The 23460-nt window shown below is 73.0% G+C and carries 20 protein-coding genes; 3 read left to right on the forward strand and 17 right to left on the reverse strand.

Annotation, left to right across the window (positions count from 1 at the left end; all coding sequences use genetic code 11):
• Positions 1–6: 6 nt before the first annotated feature.
• The 7 genes from BKI49_RS05175 to BKI49_RS05205 all read right to left on the reverse strand — a co-directional run bounded on the left by BKI49_RS05175 (position 7) and on the right by BKI49_RS05205 (position 8814).
• Positions 7–477: a roadblock/LC7 domain-containing protein gene (locus tag BKI49_RS05175; RefSeq protein ID WP_095933004.1), complete on the reverse strand. Its 471-nt coding sequence runs from the start codon at positions 475–477 to the stop codon at positions 7–9.
• Positions 467–3112, reverse strand: a complete 2646-nt coding sequence (locus tag BKI49_RS05180) for a nitrate- and nitrite sensing domain-containing protein (protein WP_095933005.1) — start codon at positions 3110–3112, stop codon at positions 467–469. Before BKI49_RS05180 ends, BKI49_RS05175 begins: the two co-directional genes overlap by 11 nt.
• Before the next feature lie 142 nt (positions 3113–3254).
• The gene (locus BKI49_RS05185) at positions 3255–4781 is read right to left on the reverse strand and encodes an HAD-IA family hydrolase (RefSeq protein WP_257004624.1); all 1527 of its coding nucleotides are present in this window, start codon (positions 4779–4781) and stop codon (positions 3255–3257) included.
• A gap of 98 nt (positions 4782–4879) precedes the next feature.
• Entirely contained in the window at positions 4880–5941 is a 1062-nt protein-coding gene (locus tag BKI49_RS05190; RefSeq protein WP_095933006.1) for an ABC transporter ATP-binding protein, read from the reverse strand.
• 4 nt (positions 5942–5945) lie between these two features.
• Positions 5946–6770: an ABC transporter permease gene (locus BKI49_RS05195; RefSeq protein ID WP_095933007.1), complete on the reverse strand. Its 825-nt coding sequence runs from the start codon at positions 6768–6770 to the stop codon at positions 5946–5948.
• On the reverse strand, positions 6758–7660 hold the full coding sequence (locus tag BKI49_RS05200) for an ABC transporter permease (protein WP_095933008.1): 903 nt from the start codon (positions 7658–7660) through the stop codon (positions 6758–6760). Before BKI49_RS05200 ends, BKI49_RS05195 begins: the two co-directional genes overlap by 13 nt.
• Complete coding sequence (locus tag BKI49_RS05205) at positions 7657–8814, reverse strand: ABC transporter substrate-binding protein (protein WP_095933009.1); 1158 nt, start codon at positions 8812–8814, stop codon at positions 7657–7659. The genes BKI49_RS05200 and BKI49_RS05205 overlap by 4 nt, the downstream gene beginning before the upstream one ends.
• Before the next feature lie 211 nt (positions 8815–9025).
• On the opposite strand from BKI49_RS05205, the gene BKI49_RS05210 reads away from it, so the two are divergent.
• Entirely contained in the window at positions 9026–9766 is a 741-nt protein-coding gene (locus tag BKI49_RS05210) for a GntR family transcriptional regulator (RefSeq protein WP_095933010.1), read from the forward strand.
• Between the two features lie 181 nt (positions 9767–9947).
• Here BKI49_RS05210 and BKI49_RS05215 read toward each other — a convergent pair whose 3' ends face one another.
• The 8 genes from BKI49_RS05215 to rpe form a co-directional block, all read right to left on the reverse strand.
• Entirely contained in the window at positions 9948–10400 is a 453-nt protein-coding gene (locus BKI49_RS05215; RefSeq protein ID WP_037621108.1) for an Lrp/AsnC family transcriptional regulator, read from the reverse strand.
• Between the two features lie 10 nt (positions 10401–10410).
• A complete protein-coding gene (locus BKI49_RS05220) occupies positions 10411–11877 on the reverse strand; it encodes an amino acid permease (RefSeq protein WP_095933011.1) in 1467 nt (488 codons plus the stop codon).
• Between the two features lie 631 nt (positions 11878–12508).
• On the reverse strand, positions 12509–12904 hold the full coding sequence (locus tag BKI49_RS05225; RefSeq protein WP_095933012.1) for a hypothetical protein: 396 nt from the start codon (positions 12902–12904) through the stop codon (positions 12509–12511).
• A gap of 180 nt (positions 12905–13084) precedes the next feature.
• A complete protein-coding gene (locus BKI49_RS05230) occupies positions 13085–14527 on the reverse strand; it encodes a GuaB1 family IMP dehydrogenase-related protein (protein ID WP_179332348.1) in 1443 nt (480 codons plus the stop codon).
• Between the two features lie 107 nt (positions 14528–14634).
• Entirely contained in the window at positions 14635–15012 is a 378-nt protein-coding gene (locus BKI49_RS05235) for a barstar family protein (RefSeq protein WP_095933014.1), read from the reverse strand.
• Complete coding sequence (locus tag BKI49_RS35190; protein ID WP_179332338.1) at positions 15009–15506, reverse strand: guanyl-specific ribonuclease; 498 nt, start codon at positions 15504–15506, stop codon at positions 15009–15011. Before BKI49_RS35190 ends, BKI49_RS05235 begins: the two co-directional genes overlap by 4 nt.
• 40 nt (positions 15507–15546) lie before the next feature.
• The gene (locus tag BKI49_RS05245; protein ID WP_095933015.1) at positions 15547–16590 is read right to left on the reverse strand and encodes a sugar-binding transcriptional regulator; all 1044 of its coding nucleotides are present in this window, start codon (positions 16588–16590) and stop codon (positions 15547–15549) included.
• Positions 16591–16668: 78 nt separating this feature from the next.
• Positions 16669–17355: a ribulose-phosphate 3-epimerase gene (gene rpe / locus BKI49_RS05250; RefSeq protein ID WP_095933016.1), complete on the reverse strand. Its 687-nt coding sequence runs from the start codon at positions 17353–17355 to the stop codon at positions 16669–16671.
• Positions 17356–17488: 133 nt separating this feature from the next.
• Between rpe and BKI49_RS05255 the strand changes: the two genes are divergently transcribed.
• Positions 17489–19660, forward strand: a complete 2172-nt coding sequence (locus BKI49_RS05255) for an MMPL family transporter (RefSeq protein WP_095933017.1) — start codon at positions 17489–17491, stop codon at positions 19658–19660.
• 127 nt (positions 19661–19787) lie between these two features.
• Here BKI49_RS05255 and BKI49_RS05260 read toward each other — a convergent pair whose 3' ends face one another.
• Together BKI49_RS05260 and fmt are read right to left on the reverse strand one after the other, a co-directional pair.
• Positions 19788–21221: an RsmB/NOP family class I SAM-dependent RNA methyltransferase gene (locus BKI49_RS05260; RefSeq protein ID WP_028803676.1), complete on the reverse strand. Its 1434-nt coding sequence runs from the start codon at positions 21219–21221 to the stop codon at positions 19788–19790.
• A gap of 121 nt (positions 21222–21342) precedes the next feature.
• On the reverse strand, positions 21343–22275 hold the full coding sequence (fmt, locus tag BKI49_RS05265) for a methionyl-tRNA formyltransferase (protein WP_095933018.1): 933 nt from the start codon (positions 22273–22275) through the stop codon (positions 21343–21345).
• 337 nt (positions 22276–22612) lie between these two features.
• Here fmt and BKI49_RS05270 point away from each other — a divergent pair, with 337 nt between their 5' ends.
• On the forward strand, positions 22613–23152 hold the full coding sequence (locus tag BKI49_RS05270; RefSeq protein ID WP_095933019.1) for a hypothetical protein: 540 nt from the start codon (positions 22613–22615) through the stop codon (positions 23150–23152).
• Positions 23153–23460: the final 308 nt, after the last annotated feature.

A 23460-nucleotide genomic window follows, 5' to 3' on the forward strand; every position in this document is an offset into this window, starting at 1 on the left:
GCGGGCTCAGGGGCCCGCCGGTTCGGCGGCCGACCGTACGGCGGCGGCCATGTGCCGGCCGACGCGGCGGACGAGCAGCGCCATCTCGTGGGCGAGCTGTCCGACATCGGTCTGCACGTCGCTCAGTACGGCGAGCCGGCTGCCGTCCCCGGCCGGGGTGATGAAGAGATACGCGTCGTCGAGCATCACCATGGTCTGGCGCACCTCCCCCGCGGCGAAACGCTCCCCGGCCGAGCGGGCGAGGCTGTGGAAGCCGGCGCAGACGGCGGCGAGGTGCTCGATGTCCGCGCGCCGCATGCCGTCCGAGCGGCTCAGCGGAAGACCGTCGGCGGTCAGCAGCACGGCCTGGCGGACGTGGTCGGTCCTGGCCACGAGGTCGTCGAGCAGCCAGCCGAGGTCCGCTCCGGGCGGTTCGGCGGCTGTGCCCGGAGGCCCGGAGACCTCGGCGGGCCCTTCGGTGATCTGGTCACGGCGCATCGTCGGCGTCCGTCCCTTCCTCGGTGTCGGTTCGCGGCGCTGATCCGGGGTCCGTGGGCAGGCCCCGGCGGCCCCGGTCGAGGCCGCGCTGGAAGGCGCCGAAGACCGCGCGCATCTCCTCGGGCGTGACCTCGCGTTCCGGCGCCTCGTCGGACGCCGGCTCCTCGGTGCGCAGCCCGGCGGCGAGGGAGGCCTGGCGCACGCGGGTCGGCAGGACGGGAGCGCCCGCGACCGCACCGGCTTCCGGCGCGTGTCCGGCCTTCTGCCACCGGTCCGGCTCCCGACCGGCGTCCCGCAGCCGCTCGGGCTCCCGACCCGCGGCGCGCCACTGCTCCCGCTCGGGCACTCCGACCCGGCCGGGCTCCTGCCCACGGGCTCCGTCCCGTGGGGGTTCCTCTCGGGCTCCGTCCCGGCCGGGCTCCCGCTCACGGGCTCCGTCCCGTCGGGGTTCCTCTCGGGCTCCGTCCCGTCTGGGCTCCCGCTCCCGACCTCCGTCCTGCCACCGCTCCCGCTCGCGGACCGTGTTCCGCCCGGCCTCCGGCGCGGTGTCCGTCGCCTCGCCCGGCTCCCCTGTCCGTTGCTGGGGCAGGACCGCCGTCCGGGTCCGGGAGGGCAGTGCCCGGCGATCCGGGTCCGGCGTCCCGGCCGGCCGGCCCTCGGGTGCCGTCGCCGGCCGTGCAAGCTCTCGTGCGAGTTCAGGTCGGTCGGGCGCCGGTCCCTCGGGCTCCACCGAGGCGAGGACCGTCCGGGGCAGCAGGACGACCGCCGTGGTACCGCCGTAGGGCGAGCGGCACAGCGTGACCTCGATGCCGTGCCGTGCGGCGAGCCGCCCCACCACGTACAGCCCGAGCCGGTCGTGCCGGGTCGGGTCGAAGTCGTCCGGCGTGGTGAGGGTGCGGTGGGCCTCCTCCATCTGTTCGGGGTCGAGGCCGAGGCCCCGGTCGTCGATCTCCAGGACAAAGCCGCCGCCGGCCAGGCTCGTGCGCAGGGTGACCTGGGTGTGCGGCGGCGAGAACACCGTGGCGTTCTCGACGAGTTCGGCGACGAGGTGGACGACGTCGGCGACGGCGTCCGCGGCGATGCCCGTGTCCGGCATCGGCGGGACCACCACGCGGGCGTACTCCTCGATCTCGCTCACCGCGGAGGACACCACGTCGGCGACGGGCACCGGCGCCCGCCATCGGCGGCCGGGTGCCGCTCCGGAGAGGATGATCAGGCTCTCCGCATGGCGGCGCATGCGCGTGGTGAGGTGGTCGATCCGGAACAGGTCGTCCAGCACGTCCGGGTCGTCGGTGCGCCGCTCCAGCGTGTCGACGAGTTTGAGCTGCCGGTGGACGAGTGCCTGGCTGCGGCGCGCGATGTTGAGGAGCACGGCGAACAGTCCGCGGCGCAGGGTGGCCTGCCGGACGGCGGCCTCCACGGCGGCGAGGCGCGCCGTGTTGAAGGACCGGCCCACCTGGCCGATCTCGTCGGCTCCCGCCTCCCCGTCGGCCAGGGGCGGTGCCTCGGCGGCGGCGTCCACCTCCTCGCCCGCGCTCAATCGCCGCATGACGTCCGGGAGTTGGCGGGCGGTCAGCCGGTCGGCGGCGTCCCGGAGCGCCTCCAGGCGGCGCGAGATGCGGCGGGCGCCACGGACGGCGAACCACAGGGACAGTCCCACCGCGGCGAGGCCGAGCGCGCCGACGATCGCGGCCTTGGCGAGCTCCCGGTAGGCGAACGCCCGCCCGCGCTCCGCGGAGTTGACGGCCGCCCGGGTGCACAACTGCATGTAGCGCTTGACGGCGTGGTCGGTCGTGGTGCGCCAGGAGCCGGCCGCGACGGCCTCCCCGGCACGCTGCGCGCCGGCCCGCAGCAGGAAGTCCTCGCCCCGGGTCAGCTCCCGGTGCACGTCTGCCCGCTGGAACCCCTCGAAGAGTGCGCGTGAATCGGCGGGGAGGTCGGGCACATAGGTCTGCTCGAAGACGCGGCGGTCCTCGATGGTCGCGGTGAGCGTGTCGTACTGCCGGTCGGTGAGCGATCCGGCGGCCCGCGCCCCGGCGACGAGGGCGTCCTCGCGCGACACGAACTCCCTCACCCGCACCAGCTCGATCACGACCTGGGCCTCGCGCGCGAGTTGTCCGGCCTGCAGCGCGGTGAGCGCCGACTGGACGTCGAAGCCCGGTTCCACGAGGTCGCTGTACTCGGTGACGGCGCGGTCCCAGGAGATGTCGCGGGACAGCACGCGCTGCCGCAGGCCGTCGAGGCCGTCCACGGAGTCGAGCACGGTGTCGAGGACTTGGCGCTGCCGGTCGGAGAGCGTGCCCCGGTCGCCGCCCCGGATCGCCTCGCGCATGGCCGTCACGGCACGGTCGGTCCGGCGCTGCTGCTCCATCAGGTCGAGGGCCGCGGCCGTGCGGGGCTCCGCGCCCAGGTACGCGGCGGCGAGCCGACGTTCGATCTGGATCTGCCCGATCGCCGTGTCGACGGGGGTGCCGAAGGACTCGTACACCCCCTGGACCCGGACGAGCGCGCGGAGTTCGCCGGTCACGGAGACCATGGCGAAGCTCCACAGCGCCATGAGGGCGACGACCGGGGCGAGCGCGAGCGCCACGATGCGGGTACGGACCGTGGAGGGACGGCCGAAGGGCCAGCGCATGGACTCCCCAGGACGGCAGGACGGTCGGGTGGCCGGGCGACGGTTCGTTACCCATCGGTGTTACTCGCTGGTAGCGAGTGCGCGGATCAACCTAGGGGATGGCGTGCTCGAAGCGCAATGGCTGTCCGCGCCGGCTCCCGGCTCACCCACCTGCCGTCGGGCCGGCCGGCTCGGCCGTGCCTGGACCGACGGCGCGGGGCAGCGCGAAGGTCGTGACGACCGCCGCGTGGTCCGACGGCCACTCGTTGCCCGCGACGTCCGGCCAGCATCGCGGGGTGCCGCTGACGACCGTGCGCGAGTCGAGCACGCGCAGACCGCGGTGCAGGACGAAGTCGATGCGGTCCTGGGGTTCGGGCCGCCCGCTGCCGTCCTCGTGCAGCACGTGGACCGGCGACCAGGTGTGGCCCGGTTCCCGCGCCGGGTCGGGGTGGGCCTCGCGGTACGAGTCGCGCAGGCCGGCCTCCTCGGCCGCCCTCGTCACGGGCCACTCGACGTCCTGCCGGTCCAGATGCGAGGGCGCGTTGAAGTCGCCGGTCAGCACCACCGGGACGGCGTCGTCGGCCGCGTCGTCGATCCGCCGGAGCACCTCCCGCATCTGCTCCAGGCGTACGCCTTCGTGGGCGATCAGCTCGACCGCCGCGAGCCCGTCGAAGCGGGCCTCGTACGGGCCGTACGGCGTGTAGTCGAGGTGGGCGGTCCACACGTCCAGCTGCTGTCCGTCGTCCAGCCGGATCCGCACTCCCGTACCGCCGTAGAAGCCGACGTCCGGGTCGCCCAGGCGGGCCGTGACGGGGTACCGGCTGATGACGCCGAGGTTGTCGCCGGCGCGGTGGTGGTGCCAGCCGAGCGCGTCGGCGAGTTCCCGGGCGGAGTCCCCGTACGTCTCCTGGAGCCCGACGACGTCCGCGCCCGTCTCCGTGATGACCTTGAGCTGCTTCGCCCGGTGGTCGTCGACCTCGGTGCCGCCGCACCACAGGTTCCAGCTCATCACCCGCAGCTCGCACGGCGCGACCATCGCCCGCAGCCCGTCCGGGGTCACCTCCTCCAGGCTGGCGAGGACGGTGCGTCCGGCGGCGGGGGCGATCGGCGCGAGGGAGGGCACGGCGAGCACGGCGCAGCCGGCCGCCTCGGCGGAGGTGACCCCGGTCGGGGTGTCCTCCACGGCGACGCAGGCGGCGGGCTCGACGCCGAGGGCGCGGCAGGCGGCGAGGTAGGGGTCGGGGGCCGGCTTGGTGCGTTCGGTGTCGTCGGCGGTGACGGAGACGGCGAAGCGTTCGGCCCCGAGAGCCCTGAGGACCGTGTCGGCCACGGCCCGGGGCGACGCGGTGACCAGTGCGGTGGGCACGCCGTCACGGGCCAGGGCGTCCAGCAGCCGCGTCGCCCCCGGACGGGGCACGATGCCGGTGCGGACGCGGTGCGCGAACTCCCCGTGCAGTTCCTCGGCGATCTCCCGCACCGGGGCTCCGGTGATCCCGCCGAGCCAGGCGGCGGTGTGCTCGACGGGCCGTCCGAGCACCTCGGGCTGGTCGGCTACGGTCAGCCCGTGCCCGAGCCCGTCGGCCACCTGCTCCACCGCCTCCCACCACAGCCGCTCGGTGTCCACGAGCGTGCCGTCCATGTCGAACAGGACGGCCTGGAGGGTGGGCCGCGGGGTGGTGCGGTGGGTCACGGGGCTCTCTTTCGTCGGTGGGGGGCGTCGGTGGGTGGGACGCGTGCAGGAGTCTGTGTGGGGGGCGCTGGGGCTCGCCGGCGCGTGCCCCGCGCCGCTCAGGCGGAGCGCTCGGCGACCAGGACGGGCCTGTCGGGCAGGCTCACCGTGACCGCGCCGCCCGGGCCGAGTGCCGCGGCCTCGTGCGTGGGCAGGTCGGCCTTGACCTCGGTCCCGTCGGCGAGCCGCACGGTGACGCGGGTGGCCGCGCCGAGGAACGCGGTGGCCACGACCTGGGCGTCACCGCCGTCGTCGGCCCGGACCCGGACCACCTCGGGCCGTACGAGCACGTCGACCTCCCGTGCGCCCGGGGCGTCGCCGTCCACCGGCAGCCGCAGACCGAGGACCTCGACGGTCCCGCCGTCCAGCCGCCCGGGGATCCGGCTCATCGTGCCCACGAACTCGGCGACGAAGGCGGTGGCCGGGCGCCCGTACAGCTCGGCGGGTGCGGCGCACTGTTCGAGCCGCCCGGCGCGCATGACCGCGACCCGGTCCGCCATGGAGAGCGCCTCCTCCTGATCATGCGTCACGAACACGGTGGTGATGCCGAGTTCCTGCTGGAGGCGGCGGATCTCGTCGCGGAGGGTGAGCCGCACCTTGGCGTCCAGCGCGGAGAGCGGCTCGTCCAGCAGCAGGACGCGGGGCCGCAGCGCGAGCGCCCGGGCGAGGGCGACCCGCTGCTGCTGTCCGCCGGAGAGCTGGTGGGGGAAGCGTTCGCCCTTGTCGGCCAGCCCCACGAGGTCGAGCAACTCGGCCGCTCGGGAGTGCCGTTCCGCCGTGCGCACCTTGCGCATGCGCAGCCCGAAGGCCACGTTGTCGAGGGCGCTCAGGTGCGGGAAGAGGCTGTACGACTGGAAGACCATCCCGGCGTCACGGCGGTGCGCCGGGACTCCCGTGACGTCCTCGCCGTCGACCAGCACCTCGCCGGAGTCGGGGTGCTCGAACCCGGCCAGCATGCGCAGTGCCGTGGTCTTGCCGCAGCCGGACGGGCCGAGGAGGGCGAGGAGTTCACCCGGCCGCACCGTCAGGTCGAGGCCGTCGAGGGCGACGGTCTGACCGAACTCCCGTCGTAGGGAACGGAATTCGACGGTGGCGGCCTTTTCGAGCGTGGCGACGGTCATTGGTTCATCCCCGGTCTGCCGAAGCGGTTGCGGTACGGGAGCGCCCGCCGAGGACGGCGAGCGTGAGGAGCAGTGCCCAGGTGACGAGGAGGCTGAGCACGGAGACGGCGACGGACAGCTGGGCCTGCGAACCACCGACGCTGTAGATCCACACGGCGAACGGCTGGAAGCCGAGCAGCTGGGCCACCGTGAACTCGCCGAGGACGAGGGCCAGTGTGAGGAAGGAGGCGTTCAGCAGGGCCCCGCGCAGATTGGGCAGGACGACCCGGACCAACGCCTGCGGCCAGCCGGCGCCGCAGCTGCGGGCGGCCTCGACGAGGGTGCGTACGTCGACGGCACGCAGCCCCGCGTCCAGGGCACGGTGCACGAACGGCAGCGCCATCACGACGTACGCGAGGACCAGCACGAACGGGAAGTCGGGGTTCTGGAGGGCCACGAACGTCTGGAACAGCGGCGTGCGGGAGAGGTGTTCGGGACCCCACTTGAGCACGGTGGAGATCCCGGCGACGAACGCGATCGGCGGGACGACCAGCGGCAGCGAGCAGACCACCTCCACGACCGGCCGCAGCCGGGGCGCGCCGAGCCGCAGGGCGACCATGGCGGGCACCATCAGCAGCAGGACGACGGCGATGGTGGCGGCGGCCAGTTCCAGCGAGAGCAGCAGGCTGGAGGCGAAACCGTCGGTGGAGACGATCTCGCTGTACGCGTCGAGGGTGACACCCCGGCCGGGCACGTCCACCGTGAAGATCACGGACGCCGCCAGGGGCACCAGGAAGTACAGCCCGGCGAGGGCCAGGACGGCCCAGCGCCACAGGTTCAGGCGAGCCATCGCGCGCTCCGTCGTTGCAGGGGCAGGTACACGGCCATGACCAGTCCGGCGACGAGGACCATGTCGAGGCTGAGGGCGAGCGCCACGTTCTCCTGGCCGACCAGGACGTTGCCGGAGATGGCGTCGGCGATCTGGAGGGTGACCAGCGGGACCGCGCTGCCCACCATGGCCGCGGCGGTCGCGTACGCGGCGAAGGCACTGCCGAACAGCAGCACCAGGCCGCCGAGGAGCGAGGGCGCGAGGACGGGCAGGGCCACGTGCCGCCAGTACTGGAAGGCGCTCGCGCCGTTGTTCTGCGCGGCCTCGCGCCACTGGGAGCGCAGTCCGTCGAGGGCGGGCGTGATGGTGAGCACCATCAGCGGGACGAGGAAGTACAGGTAGACGACGACCAGGCCCCAGAAGCTGTACAGGTTCCAGCCCTTGCCGGTCAGGCCCAGGTGCCGGGTGAGCACGCCGGAGTTGCCGAGGGTGGCGACGAAGGCGAAGGCCAGCGGGACACCGCCGAAGTTGGCGAGGACGCCGGACGCGGTGAGCACGGCCTCGCGCAGGGCACGCGAGCGGGAGGTCACCACCGCCTGGGCGAGCGGCAGTCCGAGGACGGTGGCGATGGCCGCGGAGACGGCCGACAGCTTGACGCTGCCGACCAGCGCGGTCAGATAGGCACCCTGGAGCGAGGCGGTCAGGTTGGCCGCGGTGTACGACGTGGCGCCGGTGGCCTGGTCCTTGACGGTGAACGCGCCGTTCAGCATGGCCAGGGCCGGGATGCCGAACGCGATCGCGACGAAGACGAGCAGCGGGACGACGGCGAGCCGGCCGGAGGCGCGGCGCCGCCGCTGCTGCTTGCCTGCAGCGGCGGGCGCCGTGTCGGTCTCGGTGAGGACGGCGGTCATCCGGAGACGGCCTTGCCCCAGCCCTGGGCGAGGACCGTCTTGGCCTTGCTCTGCTGGGCCTCGCTGGGGAAGCTCGGCGTGCCGGAGACGGCGGGGAGCTTGTCGGCCGCGGTCTTGTCGAGCGTGCCGGCCTTGTCCATGGCAGTCATCAGGGCCGGGCGGGCGTACCCCTTGAGCCAGAGGTTCTGGCCCTCGGCGCTGTACAGGTACTCCTGCCACAGGCGCGCGGCCGCGGGGTGCGGGGCGCCCTTGTTGACGGCCTGCGAGTAGTACTGGGAGAACTGGCCGTCCGCCGGGACGGCGACCTTCCAGTCGACGCCCTTGGACTTGAACTCGTCGGCGTAGCCGGCGTTGAGGTAGTCCCAGTCGATGCTGATCGGCGTCTCGCCCTTCTCGACGGTGGCCGGGGTCGACTCGACGGGCGTGTAGTTGCCGTTCTTCTTCAGCTCGGCGAAGAAGTCCAGGCCGGGCTGGATGTCGTCGAAGGAGCCGCCGTTCGCGAGCGAGGCCGCGTAGACGCCGCCGAAGGCCGAACCGGACTTGGTGGGGTTGCCGTTGAGCGCGACCTTGCCCTTGTACTGCGGCTTGAGGAGGTCCTTGAAGGTCGTCGGGCACTCCTTGACCTTCTTGGCGTCGCAGCCGATCGAGATGTAGCCGCCGTAGTCGTTGTACCAGCGGCCCTCCGCGTCCTTCTGGCCCTCGGGGATGTCACCGAACCCGGCCACCTTGTAGGGGGCGAGCAGCCCCTGCTGGGCGGCGCTCAGTGCGAAGGAGCTGCCGAGGTCGAGGACGTCGGGGGCGCGGTCCTGGCCCTTGCGGGACGTGACGGCGTTGATCTCGTCCTGGCTGGAGCCGTCCGGGTTCTCGACCTCGACCCGGATGCCGTACTTCTTCTTGAAGCCGTCGATGAGGGCGCCGTAGTTCGCCCAGTCACGGGGCAGCGCTATCGCGTGCAGCGTGCCCTCCTTCTTGGCGGCCCGGACGAGGGCGTCGAGGCCGCCGAGGTCCGCGGCGGAGGTCGCGGTGGCCGCGCTCTTGCCGTCGGCGGTGGTCGCCTTGTCGTCGGGGGCGGCGCCGCAGGCGCTCAGGGCGAGTGCGGCGGCGACGGCGAGGCCGCCGGTGAGGAGGGCGGTCCTCGGCAGGAACACGGTCACGGTCTCTCCAGGAGTACGCACGAGGGTGTGGTGGAGCGGAGAACTTGTCTGAACAAGTTGGCCTCAGTAGGCCCGCCGGTGGTGTCCTGTCCGTAAACTTTGGCGAAACCGTGACCCCCGATTCCCTGCACAATCCCGGGCATGCCCGAACACGTCCCGATCTGGACTAGGCTGATCACGCTGTGCACAGCAGTCGGATCCGAGGGGAAGCATGGCGGCGCGACACGAGGAGATCGCCGACGAACTGCGGCGGGCGATCGACCGCGAGCAGTACACGGTGGGCAGTCTGCTGCCCGCGGAGACGGACCTCGCGGCCCAGTACGGCGTGTCGCGCGGCACGGTCCGCCAGGCGGTGGCGGCGCTGACCGCCGAGGGACTCATCGGCTCACGGCAGGGCGCCCGGCGCGTGGTCCTGGCCAGCCGGCGCAGCCAGAGCTTCGCCGAGCTGCGCAGCTTCGCCGAGTGGGCGCGCGCGATGGGGCGCGAGGCGACCGGGCACGTGGTGGCGCAGGAGTACCACCCGGCGACGACGGAGGACGCCATACGCCTTCAACTCCGCGAGGGGACAAGGGTGTTGCATGTGCTGCGGGTCCGCGGCCTGGACGGCGAGCCGGTGCTGCTGGAGCGGACGGTGTACGCGGACTGGGTCTCCCCCGCCGTCGAGGTCATCGAAGCGGACTGCCCGTCGGTCACCCAGCGGCTCTTCGAGGACACCGGCGTGGTCTTCGCCTACGGCGAGCACGTCATCGACGCGGTCGCGGCGGGCGCCCAGGACTCCGAACTGCTCGGCGTGCGCCGCACCAGCCCGCTGCTGCGGGTCCGCCGGGTCACCACGACACGCGAAGGGCGCCCGGTGGAGTGGTCCGACGACCGCTACCGCTCGGACGCCGTGAGCTTCAGCGTGCACAACTCGACGGGAAACAACGCCCTGGCGAGGAAGACGGCGGACTAGCCCCGAAGGGGGCGCGAGGAACGACGCGCCCGGCCACGAACGACCCCGCACCGGGGCCAACCCCGCGGCACCCCCGTCAGGGGCGCGAGCAACGACGCGCCCGGCCACGGACAACCCCGCACCCGCGCACAGCCCGAACCCCCACCCCACCGGGTGCACAGGGCACTTGAGGGGGCGCCGCCTAGGTGGGCGACCCCGAGGAGAACCTCCGCAAGAGGGGCGACAGCACCAGCACCGACTTCGTCCGCTCCACGAACGACTCCCCGGCGATCCGTTCGAGGACCCGCTCGAAGTGCCGCATGTCGGAGGCGAAGACCTGCACGACCGCGTCCGCCTCCCCGGTGACGGTGGAGGCGGCCACGACCTCCTGATAGCGCTCCAGCCCCCGCTGGATCGTCTCCGGCGAGGTGTTGCGCCGGCAGTAGATCTCGACGAACCCCTCGGTCTCCCAGCCGAGCGCCGCCGGGTCCACCCGTACGGTGAATCCGGTGATGGCGCCGGTCGCGCGCAGCCGGTCCACGCGCCGCTTCACGGCGGGCGCGGAGAGGCCGACCAGTTGCCCGATGTCGGCGTAGGAGCGGCGGGCGTCCTCGGCGAGGGCGTGCACGATGCGTTCGTCGAGATCGTTCAGCACTGCGGGTGGTTCACTTTTCTACGGTGGCGATACGGGAGCGGCGATAGCCGTAACTGAAGTAGAACACGAGCCCGACGGCCATCCAGACTCCGAAGACCACCCAGGTGACGGCCGAGAGGCTGCCCATCATCCACACGCACAGCGCGAAGCCGATCGCGGGCAGCACGGGCGACAGCGGCACCCGGAAGGTGCGCCGCATGTCCGGGCGGGTCCGGCGCAGCACCACCACGGCGATATTGACCAGCGCGAAGGCGAAGAGCGTGCCGATGCTGGTGGCGTCGGCCAACTGGCCGAGCGGGATGCAGGCGGCGAGGACGCCGCAGAAGAGCGAGACGATCACCGTGTTCGCGCGGGGCGCGCCGGTCTTCGGGTGGACCTTGGAGAAGACCTTCGGCACCAGGCCGTCGCGGGACATGGCGAACAGGATGCGGGTCTGGCCGTACAGAACGGTCAGGACGACGCTCGCGATGGCGATGACGGCGCAGGCGGCCAGCAGGGTGCCCCAGAAGGTCTGACCGGTGACGTCCTTCATGATCTCGGCGAGCGCGGCCTCCGAGTCGCCGAACCGCCGCCAGGGCTTGGCACCGACGGCGACGGCCGCGACGAGGACGTACAGGGCCGTCACGATGACCAGCGACAGCATGATCGCGCGGGGCAGGTCGCGCTGCGCGTCCTTAGCCTCCTCACCGGCCGTGGAGGCGGCGTCGAAGCCGATGTAGGAGAAGAAGAGGGTCGCACCCGCGGCGCTGACGCCCGCCATGCCCAGCGGCATGAAGTGCTCGTAGTTGCCGGAGCGGAAGCCCTGGACGCCGATGGCGCAGAACAGCACCAGCGCGGCGATCTTCACGACCACCATGATCGTGTTGGCGCGCGCCGACTCCTTCGCCCCGCCCAGCAGGAAGGCCATCGCGAGCAGCACCACGATGAGGGCCGGCAGGTTGAAGACGCCGCCGTCGCCGGGCGGCGCGGAGAGCGCGTCCGGGATGGTGACGCCGATGGTGCCGTCGAGGAGCTCGTTCAGGTACTCGCCCCAGCCGACCGCGACGGCCGCGACCGAGACGCCGTACTCCAGGACCAGACACCAGCCGCAGATCCAGGCGATCAGTTCGCCCATGGTTGCGTACGCGTAGGAGTACGAGGACCCGGCAACCGGGATCGTGCCCGCCAGCTCGGCGTAGGAGAGGGCGGAGAAGAGCGCGGTGAGTCCGGCGATCACGAAGGACAGGGTGACCGCGGGCCCGGCCTTGGGGACGGCCTCGCCGAGGACGACGAAGATGCCGGTGCCGAGCGTGGCGCCGATGCTGATCATGGTGAGCTGCCACAGCCCGAGGGAGCGCCGCAGCGTTCCCCCCTCGCCCTGGCCGCCCTCGGCGACCAGTCGTTCCACCGGCTTGCGGCGCATGAGCCGCGCGCCGACGCCGGGGGACGGTGGGGAGGATGTGGTGCGGGACTGCGGGGGTGCGCCTTGGTCGAGCACGCGCTGGCTCCTTGATCGCTGCCGGTCGGAACGGCGGGGACCGGCGGCACCCCTGCGAGCAGGAACCCACCGAGCGGGGTCCCCGCCACGCCTATGTACAGCGCATGACCCTACGAGTCCGGCCTTCACGGGCGTAATGCAGCAACCTTGCGCATCTCCGCAAGATCGTTGCGTTCATCGCATCCCGGCGCGTGTTCGTTGCGCGACCCCTTTCGATGGTTGCGCGCGGCGCCTTTCCGCACGTCGCTCGGGGGTTCGCGACGGCCCCGCGAGGGCGGGCACGGACCGCTCCGCGCCCTCCCGCGGACAGCACTCCACGACCCTCGAACTGCCGCCGCCCGAACGCGATCTCACGACCCGTCACCACACGGCACCGGACCCGCCCCGGCCATCGCGCGCCACACGCCGGCAGCCACGCAGCCGCCGCGTGCGCGGCCGAGCGGCCACGGCGAGGCACACACCGGCAGCAGCGCACTCGCCCGGCCACCACGCGTGGGCAGCCGACAGGCCACCCGTGCGCCCGGCCGGTCTCCTCGGCGCACAGCCGACCGGGCACCACGTGTACGCCCCGGCGATCGCGGCCCCCGGGCAGTGCCGGCCGGTGTCCTCCCGGCCGGTCCCGCCGACGGTCTCAGCTCTCGTCCGGATCTCCGGCCAGCGCCCGCGCCCGTGCCGTGTCGTCCTCGTCGAAGCCCATCAGCCCGGGCTGCCCGTAGGCCGCCGCCTGCGCGTCGATCCAGCGCGTATGGGCCTCCCAGGCGGCCTGCTTGCTGGTGCCCAGGGCCGCGCCGATCTGCGACCAGGAGGCACCGCTCGCGCGGGCGGCGCGGACGGTGAGCTGACGGCCGTGGGCCGCCTTGCGGGCGACCACCTCGCTCAGCGCGAGGAGTTCGAGGAGTTCGGCCCGGTCGAGGGACTCGGCGTCGCTCCCCGCCCCGGCCAGCGAATCCCGCGCCCGCAGGTCGTCGAGGCGGGCCACCGCGGTCAGCAGGGTGTGCTGCGGTTCGCAGCTCTGTGGCGTCGTCATGTCTCCAGCGTCACGTCAAGCGAGCTTGACGTCAAGAGAACCTGACGCCCGCCGGTCCGCCCTCCTCTCGACCGACCGCCGCCCGGTCCCCCGGCACCCGCCGGCCCGTCCGGGGCACGACATGCGTACGGCCCCTCTCCCCCCGCAGCAGGGAAAGGGGCCGTACGGCGGGTGCGCGCGTCAGCTCCAGCTGGCGTGCAGCGGCTTGCCCTCGGCGTAGCCGGCCGCGCTCTGGATACCGACGACGGCCTTCTCGGCGAACTCGTCCAGGGAGTTGGCACCGGCGTAGGTGCAGGAGGAACGGACACCCGCGATGACCGAGTCGATCAGGTCCTCGACGCCTGGACGGGCCGGGTCGAGGAACATGCGCGAGGTCGAGATGCCCTCCTCGAACAGCGCCTTGCGGGCCCGGTCGTACGCCGACTCGTCGCTGGTGCGGTTCCGCACGGCACGGGCGGACGCCATGCCGAAGGACTCCTTGTAGAGACGGCCGTCGGCGTCCTGCTGGAGGTCGCCCGGGGACTCGAACGTCCCGGCGAACCAGGAGCCGACCATCACGTTCGACGCGCCGGCGGCCAGCGCCATGGCGACGTCGCGCGGGTGCCGGACACCGCCGTCGGCCCACACGTGCTTGCCGTACTTCTTCGCCTCCGCGGCGCACTCCAGGACGGCGGAGAACTGCGGCCGGCCGACGCCGGTCATCATGCGGGTGGTGCACATGGCGCCCGGCCCGACACCCACCTTGATGATGTCCGCGCCCGCCTCGACGAGGTCCTTCACGCCCTCGGCGGCGACGATGTTGCCCGCGACGATCGGCACCTGCGGGTCGAGCCCGCGCACCGTCCGGATCGCGCTGATCATCGACTCCTGGTGGCCGTGCGCGGTGTCGATGACGAGCGTGTCGACGCCCGCGTCGAGGAGCTGCTTGGCCTTGCCCGCGACGTCGCCGTTGATGCCGACGGCGGCGGCGATGCGCAGCCTGCCGCCCGCGTCGGTGGCCGGCGTGTACAGCGTGGCGCGCAGGGCGCCCTTGCGGGTGAGGATGCCGGCGAGCCTGCCGTCGCCGTCCACCGCGGGGGCGTAGCGGCGGTTGGCGGCGTCGAGCCGGTTGAAGGCCTCGCGCGGCTCGATCTCCGCGTCGAGCAGCAGCAGGTCCCGGGACATGACCTCGGTCAGCTGCGTGAAGCGGTCCACGCCGGTGAGGTCGGCGTCGGTGACCACGCCGACCGGGCGGCCGTCCTCGTCCACGACGACGCCCGCGTTGTGCGCGCGCTTGGGCAGCAGCGCCAGCGCGTCGGCGACGGTCTGGTGGGGCGCGAGGACGATGGGGGTGTCGAGCACCAGGTGGCGTCCCTTGACCCAGCTGATGACCTCGGTGACGACCTCGATCGGGATGTCCTGCGGGATGACGACGAGGCCGCCGCGGCGGGCGACGGTCTCGGCCATCCGGCGGCCCGCGATCGCCGTCATGTTGGCGACGACGAGCGGGATCGTGGTGCCCGTGCCGTCCGGGGAGGTGAGGTCCACGCCCTGACGCGAGCCGACCGCGGAGCGGCTCGGCACCATGAAGACGTCGTCGTACGTCAGGTCGTAAGGGGGCTGGATGTCGTTGAGGAAACGCACGTGCTGCACATCCCAGTCGATCAGAGGTGGCCCCCGGACAGGTCAGCCAGGGGGAAGAGCACGTACTTCATTGTCCCATGCCGCCCTGTATGCGGTGCCCGCACAGATCATCCAGGCTGGTCAGGGAGGAGTTCGTCGGATCCTCCGAGAGAGAGGACGACGGAGAGTGCCGCGTCGAACCGTTCGTAGTGCCCGGCGGCCGACTCCAGCACCTGTTGCGCGACCTCCCACTCGTCGGGCCGCGCCTTCGCGTACCGCCGCCAGCCGGTCACCACGAGCAGTCTGCCCGGACTCGCGGGCCCCCAGTCCGGGTCGCCGAGGACGTCCGCGAGCGCGTCCCAGTTCCGCCCGAACCACTCCGGCAGGTCGAGGGCGCGCACGCAGCGCGCCATGAAGCCCGCCTTGTCGGTGATCCCCGTCAGGTCGAGCACGCTGACCTGCCAGCCGGCCGCGTGGCAGACCTCCGCGAGGGGGCTTCGGGTCATCTCAGCACCGCCCTGAACGACTCGTAGTGGTCATCGGTGTAGTACACCTCGTCGTGCAGCCCGGTGACCAGGCGTCGGGCGCCCCGGTCCCGTTCGCCCGGGGTCGGGACCGTGTACTCGTGGTAGTACCCGCGCTCGTGCAGCGGAAGCAGCCGTTCGAAGTTGCCGAAGACGGTTCCGTCCTTGGCGTACGGAAAAGGGCCGCCCCGGTCGATGAGGACGAGGGTCCGGCGTGCCTCGGCCGGGAGCCGGGACTCGGCGACGGTGGACATGCCGCCGGCCCAGGACAGGGTCGCCGTCGGCGTGCCCGCTCCCGTCGGCGCAGGCGTGTCGGAGGACGCCCGCGTGCCGGTGGAGTCTCGCGTACCCGTCGGCGTGTCCGTCGACGTCGTGCCCGTCGAGGGGTTCGTGTCCGTCGACGCGCAGCCCGTCAGCAGAACCGCGAGGCACAGCAGGAGGCCGGAGAGCGCACGGGGGACGGACCGCAGCAGCATGCCGCCGATGCTGCCACGGCCGCCCCGGACGGGCGCGCTGTCAGGGACCGTCCGGGTCCGCCCGGTTGAGCGCGGGACGCGGCGTCGGTCCGGCCGTCATCAGATAGTCCGCCGCGGAGGTGTCCGTCACCAGGCTGGTGACCAGCCCGGAACGCAGCACCGCGTCGATCGCGGCGGCCTTGCGCTGCCCGCCCGCGATGGCGACGACCTCGGGGATGCGCCGCAGCCGGTCGGCCTCGACCGTGATGCAGCGCTCGCCCAGATCGCGCCCGACCCGGCGCCCCTCCGCGTCGAAGAGGTGCGCGGACATCTCGGCGGCGACGCCGAGGGACGCGTAGTGCGCGCGCTCCTCGTCACTGAGCATGTCGTGCACCGTGGAGATGCCGGGCTCCCAGGAACCGATGGAGACGCACGCGACCGTGACCTTGTCGAAGTACTCGAAGGCGCGGGCGATGCCCGTCTGGTGGCGCAGCGCGGCCGCGGTGGCCGCGTCGGGCAGCAGCATCGGCGCGTAGATGGGGTGCGCGTCCCCGCCCGAGACCTGGGCCGCGCGGCGCACGGCCTCCACCGAACCGCGCTCGGCGGTCCCGGCGTCGTACACGCCCGTCAGCTGCACCACGGTGCACGGCGGGAGCCGGTCGAGCGCGGCCGCCATGTGGATGGTGGAGCGGCCCCAGGCCAGACCCAGCACGTCGCCCTCGTTGACCAGCTCGCCGAGCAGGTCGGCGGCGACCTCGCCGAGGTTCTCGGGGTCGGGCGACTCCTCGGCATCGGCCGGGGACTCGACGACGACGGCGTGCCGCAGCCCGTAGCGGGCGCGCAGCGCGTCGGAGCGCTCCGCGTCCAGCTCTGCGGGCACACGGATCTCGATCCTCACGAGATCTCGTTCGAGAGCGGTCTCCAGGACCCGGGCCACCTTGAAGCGGCTGACGCCGAACTCCTCCGCGATCTGGATCTTGGATTTGCCCTCGAGGTAGAAGCGGCGGGCCATGGCCGCCGCCTGCACCAGCTCAGCGGGTCCCATCCGCATGGCTGACCGGCCCGCCGACATACCCGACACGGCGATCTCCTCACTGCTGTTCACATTCTGGATTCGCCGTTCATCCTTGCAGATCCGGCGTACTTGATCAGCCCGGATGGGCGCCGTTCACGTTCCCGTGGCTCAGTGGTCGCACGCCCATGCCGCCTGGGCCGTGGCGTCCCGGGCCTGGGTGCGCAATGCACGTACCGCCTGCGCCGGGTCCGCCGCCCCGTACACAGCCGAGCCCGCGACGAACACATCGGCCCCCGCCTCCGCGCACCGCTCGATCGTGGAGGCCGACACGCCGCCGTCCACCTGGAGCCACAGTTCGAGGCCGTGCTTGCTGATCAGCTCACGGGTGCGACGGATCTTCGGGAGCATGATGTCGAGGAAGGCCTGGCCGCCGAAGCCCGGCTCGACCGTCATGATCAGCAGCATGTCCAGCTCGGGCAGCAGATCCTCGTACGGCTCGATGGGGGTCGCGGGCTTCAGCGCCATCGAGGCGCGGGCGCCCTTGGCGCGGATCTCCCGGGCCAGCCGGACCGGGGCCGCGGCGGCCTCGGCGTGGAAGGTGACGGAACCCGCCCCCGCTTCGACGTACTGCGGTGCCCACCGATCTGCGTCCTCGATCATCAGATGACAGTCCAGGGGCGTGTCCGTCGCACGGGCCAGGGACTCTACGACCGGCACACCGAGCGTGAGGTTCGGGACGAAATGGTTGTCCATGACGTCGACATGGAGCCAGTCCGCCCCTTCCACCGCTTTTGCCTCCTCGGCAAGACGGGCGAAGTCGGCGGACAGGATGCTGGGGTTGATCTGCACGGCCATGCCCCAAGCCTGCCATGCCCCGGACCGGTTGCTCTCCCCGGTCCGTACCTGGACCCTCAGGCGGATGTTGCGGGGCCCTCCGTCATGCCATGCTGGCCGCCGACCGGATCCAGAAAGGGCTACGGGGGTGGCCATGACGGACGGACAGGGGCGCCATGTGCGCCAGGGACTCATCGGCTTCGTGTGCGGTCGCCGCAGCAAGTGGCTGATCGTCGGACTGTGGCTCGTGGTGCTCGTGGTCGCGGCGCCGCTCGCCTCGAAGCTCACCGACGCGCAGGACAACGACGCGGCCTCCTGGCTGCCCGGCTCCGCCGAGTCCACCCAAGTCCTGGACGCGTCCAACCGGTTCAGGCCCGAGCAGATCCCCGCGGTCGTCGTCTACGCGCGCGACGGCGGGCTCACCGACGCGGACCGGCAGCGGATCACCGAGGACGTCCGGGAGATCAAGGCGCTCACGGCCCACGGTGTACGCGGCGCCGAGACCCGCGGTCCCGTCTACGACACACCGACCGCCCCCGAGGCCGCCCAGATCTTCGTCCCGATCACGATGGACGAGAAGGGCTGGGAGGAGATCGCGCCCGCGGTCGACTCGCTGCGCGACCGGGTCGGCCGCAGCGGCGCCGGGCTCAGCGTGCACATCACGGGCCCGGGAGGCACCTCCGCCGACTTCTCCAAGGCCTTCGAGGGCATCGACTCGACGCTGCTGTTCTCCGCGATGGCCGTCGTGATCGTGATGCTGCTGCTCACCTACCGCAGCCCGACCCTGATCTTCGTACCGCTGATCGGTGTGGTCGCCGCGCTCTTCGCGGCCCAGGCGCTGATCTACCTCCTCGCGAAACACGCGGGACTGACCGTCAACGGCCAGAGCGCGGGCATCCTCACCGTCCTCGTCTTCGGCGCGGGCACCGACTACGCACTGCTGCTGGTCGCCCGCTACCGCGAGGAGCTGCGCCGCCACGAGGACCGCCACGAGGCGATGGCGCTCGCCCTGCACCGCGCGGGCCCCGCCGTGCTCGCCTCCGGCGCCACGGTCGTCCTCAGCATGCTCGTGCTCCTGGCCGCCGAGATGAACTCGACGCGCGGCCTCGGTCCGGTGGCCGCGATCGGTGTGGCGATCGCCCTGCTCGCCATGCTGACCCTCTTCCCGGCCCTGCTGCTCGTCTTCGGCCGCTGGGTCTTCTGGCCGGTGATCCCGCACCTCGGCTCGGCCGACCCGACCGCGAGCGGCGTGTGGGCCCGCATGGGCGGGCGCATCGCACGCGGGCCGCGCCTGGTGTGGGTCGCCACCGCGCTCGCCCTCGCCGTCCTCTCGCTCGGTCTGCTCCAGCTCCGCGCCGGTGGGATCGGCAACGCGGACGCGTTCACCGGCAAACCGGACTCGATCACCGGCCAGGAGGTCTCGGCGCGGTACTTCCCGGCCGGCAGCGGCGACCCCCTGGTCGTCATCGCCGACCAGGCACGTGCGGACCGGGTGCGCGCAGCGGTGGCCGGCACCAAGGGCGTGGTGCCGGACAGCATCGCCGTGCCCGAGGGCACGAAACCCTCGTACGACGGCAAGGTGCTGTTCGAGGCGACGATGACCGACCCGGCGGACGGCGACGCGGCGAAACGGACCGTCGAGCGGGTGCGCGACGCGGTGCACGCGGTGCCCGGCGCCCACGCCGAGGTCGGCGGCGGCACCGCGTCCCTCCTCGACATGGACGAGGCGACCACCCACGACAACATGCTGGTCATCCCGGCGGTCCTGGTGGTCGTGCTGCTGATCCTGGCGGTCCTGCTGCGCGCTCTGGTGGCCCCGCTGCTGCTGATCGGCACCGTCGTGCTGTCCTTCGCGGCGGCACTCGGCGCGAGCGCGCTGTTCTTCCGGCACGTCTTCGACTACGCGGGCGAGCAGACCGACTTCCCGCTCTTCGTGTTCGTGTTCCTGGTGGCCCTGGGCATCGACTACAACATCTTCCTGACCACCCGGATCCGCGAAGAGGCCGCCCGCGACGGCACCCGCACGGGTGTGGTGACGGGCCTGGCCGCGACCGGCGCCGTCATCACGTCCGCCGGCCTCGTCCTGGCCGGCACGTTCGCCGCCCTCGGCACCCTGCCGATGGTCGCCTTCGCGGAGATCGGCTTCGCCGTGGCGCTGGGGGTGCTGCTGGACACCTTCGTCGTGCGCTCGGTCCTCGTGACGTCCCTGTTCCTGGACGTGGGAGAGAAGGTGTGGTGGCCGAACCGCCTCGCCCACGAGGAGGGTTCCGCGCGTACGGAGCCGGACTCCTCCGCGGCCCCGGAACCGGCGGCGCGGCAGGAGTAGGCCGCGCGGCAGCGTCCCGGGGGGCGCGGCCGACCCGCCCGAGCGCCGTGGCGGCAACCGGGTCGCGGCCGGGCAGGGGATCCGACGCCACCGTCCCGCGTGAACCGGCGTCAGCGTCCGGTGGCGTTCACCCGGTCCGGCGGATCAGGGCGAGGTACATCGCGTCCGTGCCGTGCAGATGCGGCCACAGCTGAACGTCGGGGCCGTCGCCCAGGGCCGGTACGCCCGGCAGGAACGGGCGGGCGTCGAGCAGTTCGGCGGAGCCGGCGTCGTAGTGCTTGAGCACGTCGTCGACGACCGCGCGGGTCTCCGCGAGGTGCGGCGAACACGTCGCGTACCCGACGACACCGCCGACCCGCACCGAGTCGAGCGCCGTCCGCAGCAGCCCGCGCTGGAGGGGGGCGAAACCGTCGAGGTCGTCGGGGCGACGCCGCCAGCGGGCCTCGGGACGGCGGCGCAGCGCGCCCAGACCCGTGCAGGGGACGTCCATGAGCACACGGTCGAAGGTGCCGGGCCGCCACGGCGGCCGGGTGCCGTCGGCGGCGATGACCTGGTAGGGCCCGGGGTTTCCCGCGAGGGCCTTCGCCACCAGACCCGCGCGGTGCGGCTGCTTCTCGGAGGCCAGCAGCACCGCGCCGCGTTCGGCGGCTAGCCCGGCCAGCAGGGCGGCCTTGCCACCGGGGCCGGCGCAGCCGTCCAGCCAGGTCCGGTCGGGCCCGTCCAGCGGCGCGTTCGCGAGGGCGAGCGCGACCAGCTGGCTGCCCTCGTCCTGGACGCCCGCGCGCCCCTCCCGCACGGCGTCGATGGCGCCCGGCTCGCCGCCCTCGGTGAGCCGTACCGCGTACGGCGACCAGCGGCCCGGGAGCGCCGATTCCTCGCCGAGCGCGTCGAGCAGTTCGTCGGCGCCGAGACGGCCGGGGCGGGCGACGAGCGTCACCTCGGGCCGTTCGTTGTCCGCTTCGAGCAGGTCCTCGATTCCGGCACGGCCGCCGCCGAGCGAGTCCCACAGTGCGGAGACGACCCAGCGCGGGTGCGAGTGCACGACGGCGAGATGGTCCTCGGGGTCCTCGTCGTAGGGCGGTGCGACCTGCTCCAGCCAGCCGTCCAGATCCTGCTGCGCGACCTTGCGCAGCACGGCGTTCACGAACTTGGCGCGCCCGTCGCCGAGCACGACCCGGGCGAGTTCGACGGCGGAGGAGACGGCGGCGTGCGTCGGGATCCGCGTCCCGAGCAGCTGGTGCACGCCCAGGCTGAGCACGTCGAGCACGGGCGGGTCGACCTCACGCAGCGGCCGGTCGACGCAGGCCGCGATGACGGCGTCGTACGTGCCCTGCCGGCGCAGCGTTCCGTAGACCAGCTCGGTGGCCAGCGCCGCGTCCCGCCCGTCGAAGTCGCCCTTCTCGCGGGCCTTGCGCAGCAGCGGCGGCAGGACGAGGTTCGCGTACGCGTCACGCTCGTCCACGGCCCGCAGCGCTTCGAAGGCGAGCATGCGGACCGGGTCCTTCTGGGGACGGCGGTAGGGCTTGCCGGGCTTGCGCGGCCGACGGGACTGCTCACTCACGAAAAAGGTGCTCCGGATCCTGGATGGTTCGACCCGTCCAGCCTACGTCCGTACGGGCACGGCCGACCCCGCGGGCCGGGTGCGCCCGCGTGCGCGCACCCGGTCCGCGGGGACGTCGTCGTCAGACGCCGAGCCGCTCCCCGGAGGGGATGCGCACGCCGCGCGCCCAGTCCGCGGCGCGCATCGGCTTCTTGCCCTGGGCCTGGACCCAGAGCAGCTCCACGGCGTACGAACCGGTCCCCGCGTACACGTTGTTCTTGCCGACGGCCAGCTCGCCCGGGGAGAGGTCGGTGTGGTCCGGGAGCGGGGCGACCTGGATGAGCTTGAGCCGCTCGCCGCGGAAGACGGTCCACGCGCCGGGCGCCGGCGTGCAGCCCCGCACCAGCCGGTCGACGCGGAGCGCCGGGGCGGACCAGTCGACGTGGGCGAGCTCGACGGTGATCTTCGGCGCCGTGGTGACGCCGTCGGCCGGCTGCGGCACGGCCTTGAGGGTGCCGTCCTCGATGCCGTCCATCGTCGCGGAGAGCAGCCCCGCCCCGGCGAAGGCGAGCCGCGTGAGCAGATCCCCGCTGGTGTCCGTGCGCCGGATCTCCTCGGTGACGGTGCCGTACACCGGGCCCGAGTCGAGGCCCTCCTCGATCAGGAAGGTGGAGGCGCCGGTGATCTCGTCCCCCGCCATGATCGCGTGCTGCACGGGGGCCGCGCCGCGCCATGCGGGCAGCAGCGAGAAGTGCAGATTGACCCACCCGTGCGCCGGGACGTCCAGCGCGACCCGGGGCAGCAGCGCGCCGTAGGCGACGACGGGGCAGCAGTCCGGAGCGATCTCCCGCAGCCGGGCCAGGAAGTCCTCGTCACGCGGCTTGGCCGGCTTCAGCACCTCGATCCCGGCCTCCTCCGCGCGCTGGGCGACCGGGCTGGCGACGAGCCGGCGGCCCCGTCCGGCCGGGGCGTCGGGCCGCGTGACGACGGCGGCCACCTCGTGGCGCCCGGAGGCGATCAGGGCGTCCAGGGCGGGAACGGCGACCTCGGGGGTACCTGCGAAGACGAGCTTCATGGGTGGCGGCTGGCCTCTCGGGCGGGAGTTCGTATCGGCTCGCGCGACAGCCGGCGAACCGGGTCGTGCGGGGCAACTCACCAGTCTATGCGGCACGGGGGCCCGCGGCTCGGGAGTATCCGCGCGGGGCACGTACGCCCCCGGGAGGCGGACCGGACGGCGTGCCGCCCCGTCCGCCTCCTGGGGGCGTACGCGTCAAGACGCGCCCCGTGCATATGCCCTTACGCGCCCGCAGCGTGACCACTCACCCGGAAACGCGTTGGTCAAGAAAGAGTTGACCACAAGGGCCGCATGTGCGGCCCGATCCCTTTTCAACGCCGGTTCGAGAGGCTTGTTCATGGCCGACCACGCAACCCACGACGCCCAGGCTCGGGCCAGCCTGCACTTGCTGGTGCGCGACATCGAGCGGGTCCGCCGGCAGGTGGACGCACTGCGCACGCTCACCGCCCAGTTGGGCAACGTCTACCGCCCGCGCCGCTCCGGCCCCTCCGCGGGCTTCGTCGTCTACGGGCGCGCCCCCGCCCCGACCGTCCGTCTCGCGCAGGAGCTGCGGGACAGCGTCGAGACCCTGGTCACGGCCGCCGTGGACTTCGACCGCTCACTCGGTTTCTCGTGGGACGCGGTCGGCTCGGCCCTGGGGGTCACCAAGCAGGCCGTGCACCGCCGTTACGGCGCCCGCCGCGCCGCCGCCCAGGCCGCCGCGGAGGCGGAGCGCGCCACGGAGACGGCGGGCCCCCGGGCGGTGGCCGTCAACACCGGCATCCCCACGGTGCCGACGGTCCCCGCGGCCCGCTCCATGCCGACCCAGCCGACGGGAAGTCCCACCCTCCGCGAAGAGGTCAGGCCCACGGCGTTCCCGGGCCCGCGCAACGGCTGATCCGCCCGTCACCGCCTCCCGGTGTCCACAGCCGACCCGGGAGGCAGACGCATGCCCGCGCCAAGTCGTGCCGGGCACCCACCTGTAGTGGGCTCGCTGTACGCTCACCGGGCTGCAGGCCCGCCGGGCACACACCTGAAGTCGGCCCGCGCCGGGGGCGCGCTCGGGGTACAGGCCCGCCGGGCACCCACCCGCAGTCGCCCCGGGCCGGACGCGCACACGGCGTGCAGACCGTCGGGCGAGCACCGGTCGAGGGCCCCGGCGGACCACACGGACCGAGCCCGCCTCCTGCCGCGGGGAACGCTCGT

This window comes from Streptomyces sp. Tue6028 (assembly GCF_002300165.1).
Classification (GTDB): domain Bacteria; phylum Actinomycetota; class Actinomycetes; order Streptomycetales; family Streptomycetaceae; genus Streptomyces; species Streptomyces siamensis.

Excerpts from the sequence above, each read along its gene's own strand:
- BKI49_RS05175 (WP_095933004.1), bottom strand. The coding sequence starts at position 477 with ATGCGCCGTGACCAGATCACCGAAGGGCCCGCCGAGGTCTCCGGGCCT.
- BKI49_RS05180 (WP_095933005.1), bottom strand. The coding sequence starts at position 3,112 with ATGCGCTGGCCCTTCGGCCGTCCCTCCACGGTCCGTACCCGCATCGTG.
- BKI49_RS05190 (WP_095933006.1), bottom strand. The coding sequence starts at position 5,941 with ATGACCGTCGCCACGCTCGAAAAGGCCGCCACCGTCGAATTCCGTTCC.
- BKI49_RS05195 (WP_095933007.1), bottom strand. The coding sequence starts at position 6,770 with ATGGCTCGCCTGAACCTGTGGCGCTGGGCCGTCCTGGCCCTCGCCGGG.
- BKI49_RS05200 (WP_095933008.1), bottom strand. The coding sequence starts at position 7,660 with ATGACCGCCGTCCTCACCGAGACCGACACGGCGCCCGCCGCTGCAGGC.
- BKI49_RS05210 (WP_095933010.1), top strand. The coding sequence starts at position 9,026 with ATGGCGGCGCGACACGAGGAGATCGCCGACGAACTGCGGCGGGCGATC.
- BKI49_RS05225 (WP_095933012.1), bottom strand. The coding sequence starts at position 12,904 with ATGACGACGCCACAGAGCTGCGAACCGCAGCACACCCTGCTGACCGCG.
- BKI49_RS05235 (WP_095933014.1), bottom strand. The coding sequence starts at position 15,012 with ATGACCCGAAGCCCCCTCGCGGAGGTCTGCCACGCGGCCGGCTGGCAG.
- BKI49_RS35190 (WP_179332338.1), bottom strand. The coding sequence starts at position 15,506 with ATGCTGCTGCGGTCCGTCCCCCGTGCGCTCTCCGGCCTCCTGCTGTGC.
- rpe (WP_095933016.1), bottom strand. The coding sequence starts at position 17,355 with ATGGCCGTGCAGATCAACCCCAGCATCCTGTCCGCCGACTTCGCCCGT.
- BKI49_RS05255 (WP_095933017.1), top strand. The coding sequence starts at position 17,489 with ATGACGGACGGACAGGGGCGCCATGTGCGCCAGGGACTCATCGGCTTC.
- fmt (WP_095933018.1), bottom strand. The coding sequence starts at position 22,275 with ATGAAGCTCGTCTTCGCAGGTACCCCCGAGGTCGCCGTTCCCGCCCTG.
- BKI49_RS05270 (WP_095933019.1), top strand. The coding sequence starts at position 22,613 with ATGGCCGACCACGCAACCCACGACGCCCAGGCTCGGGCCAGCCTGCAC.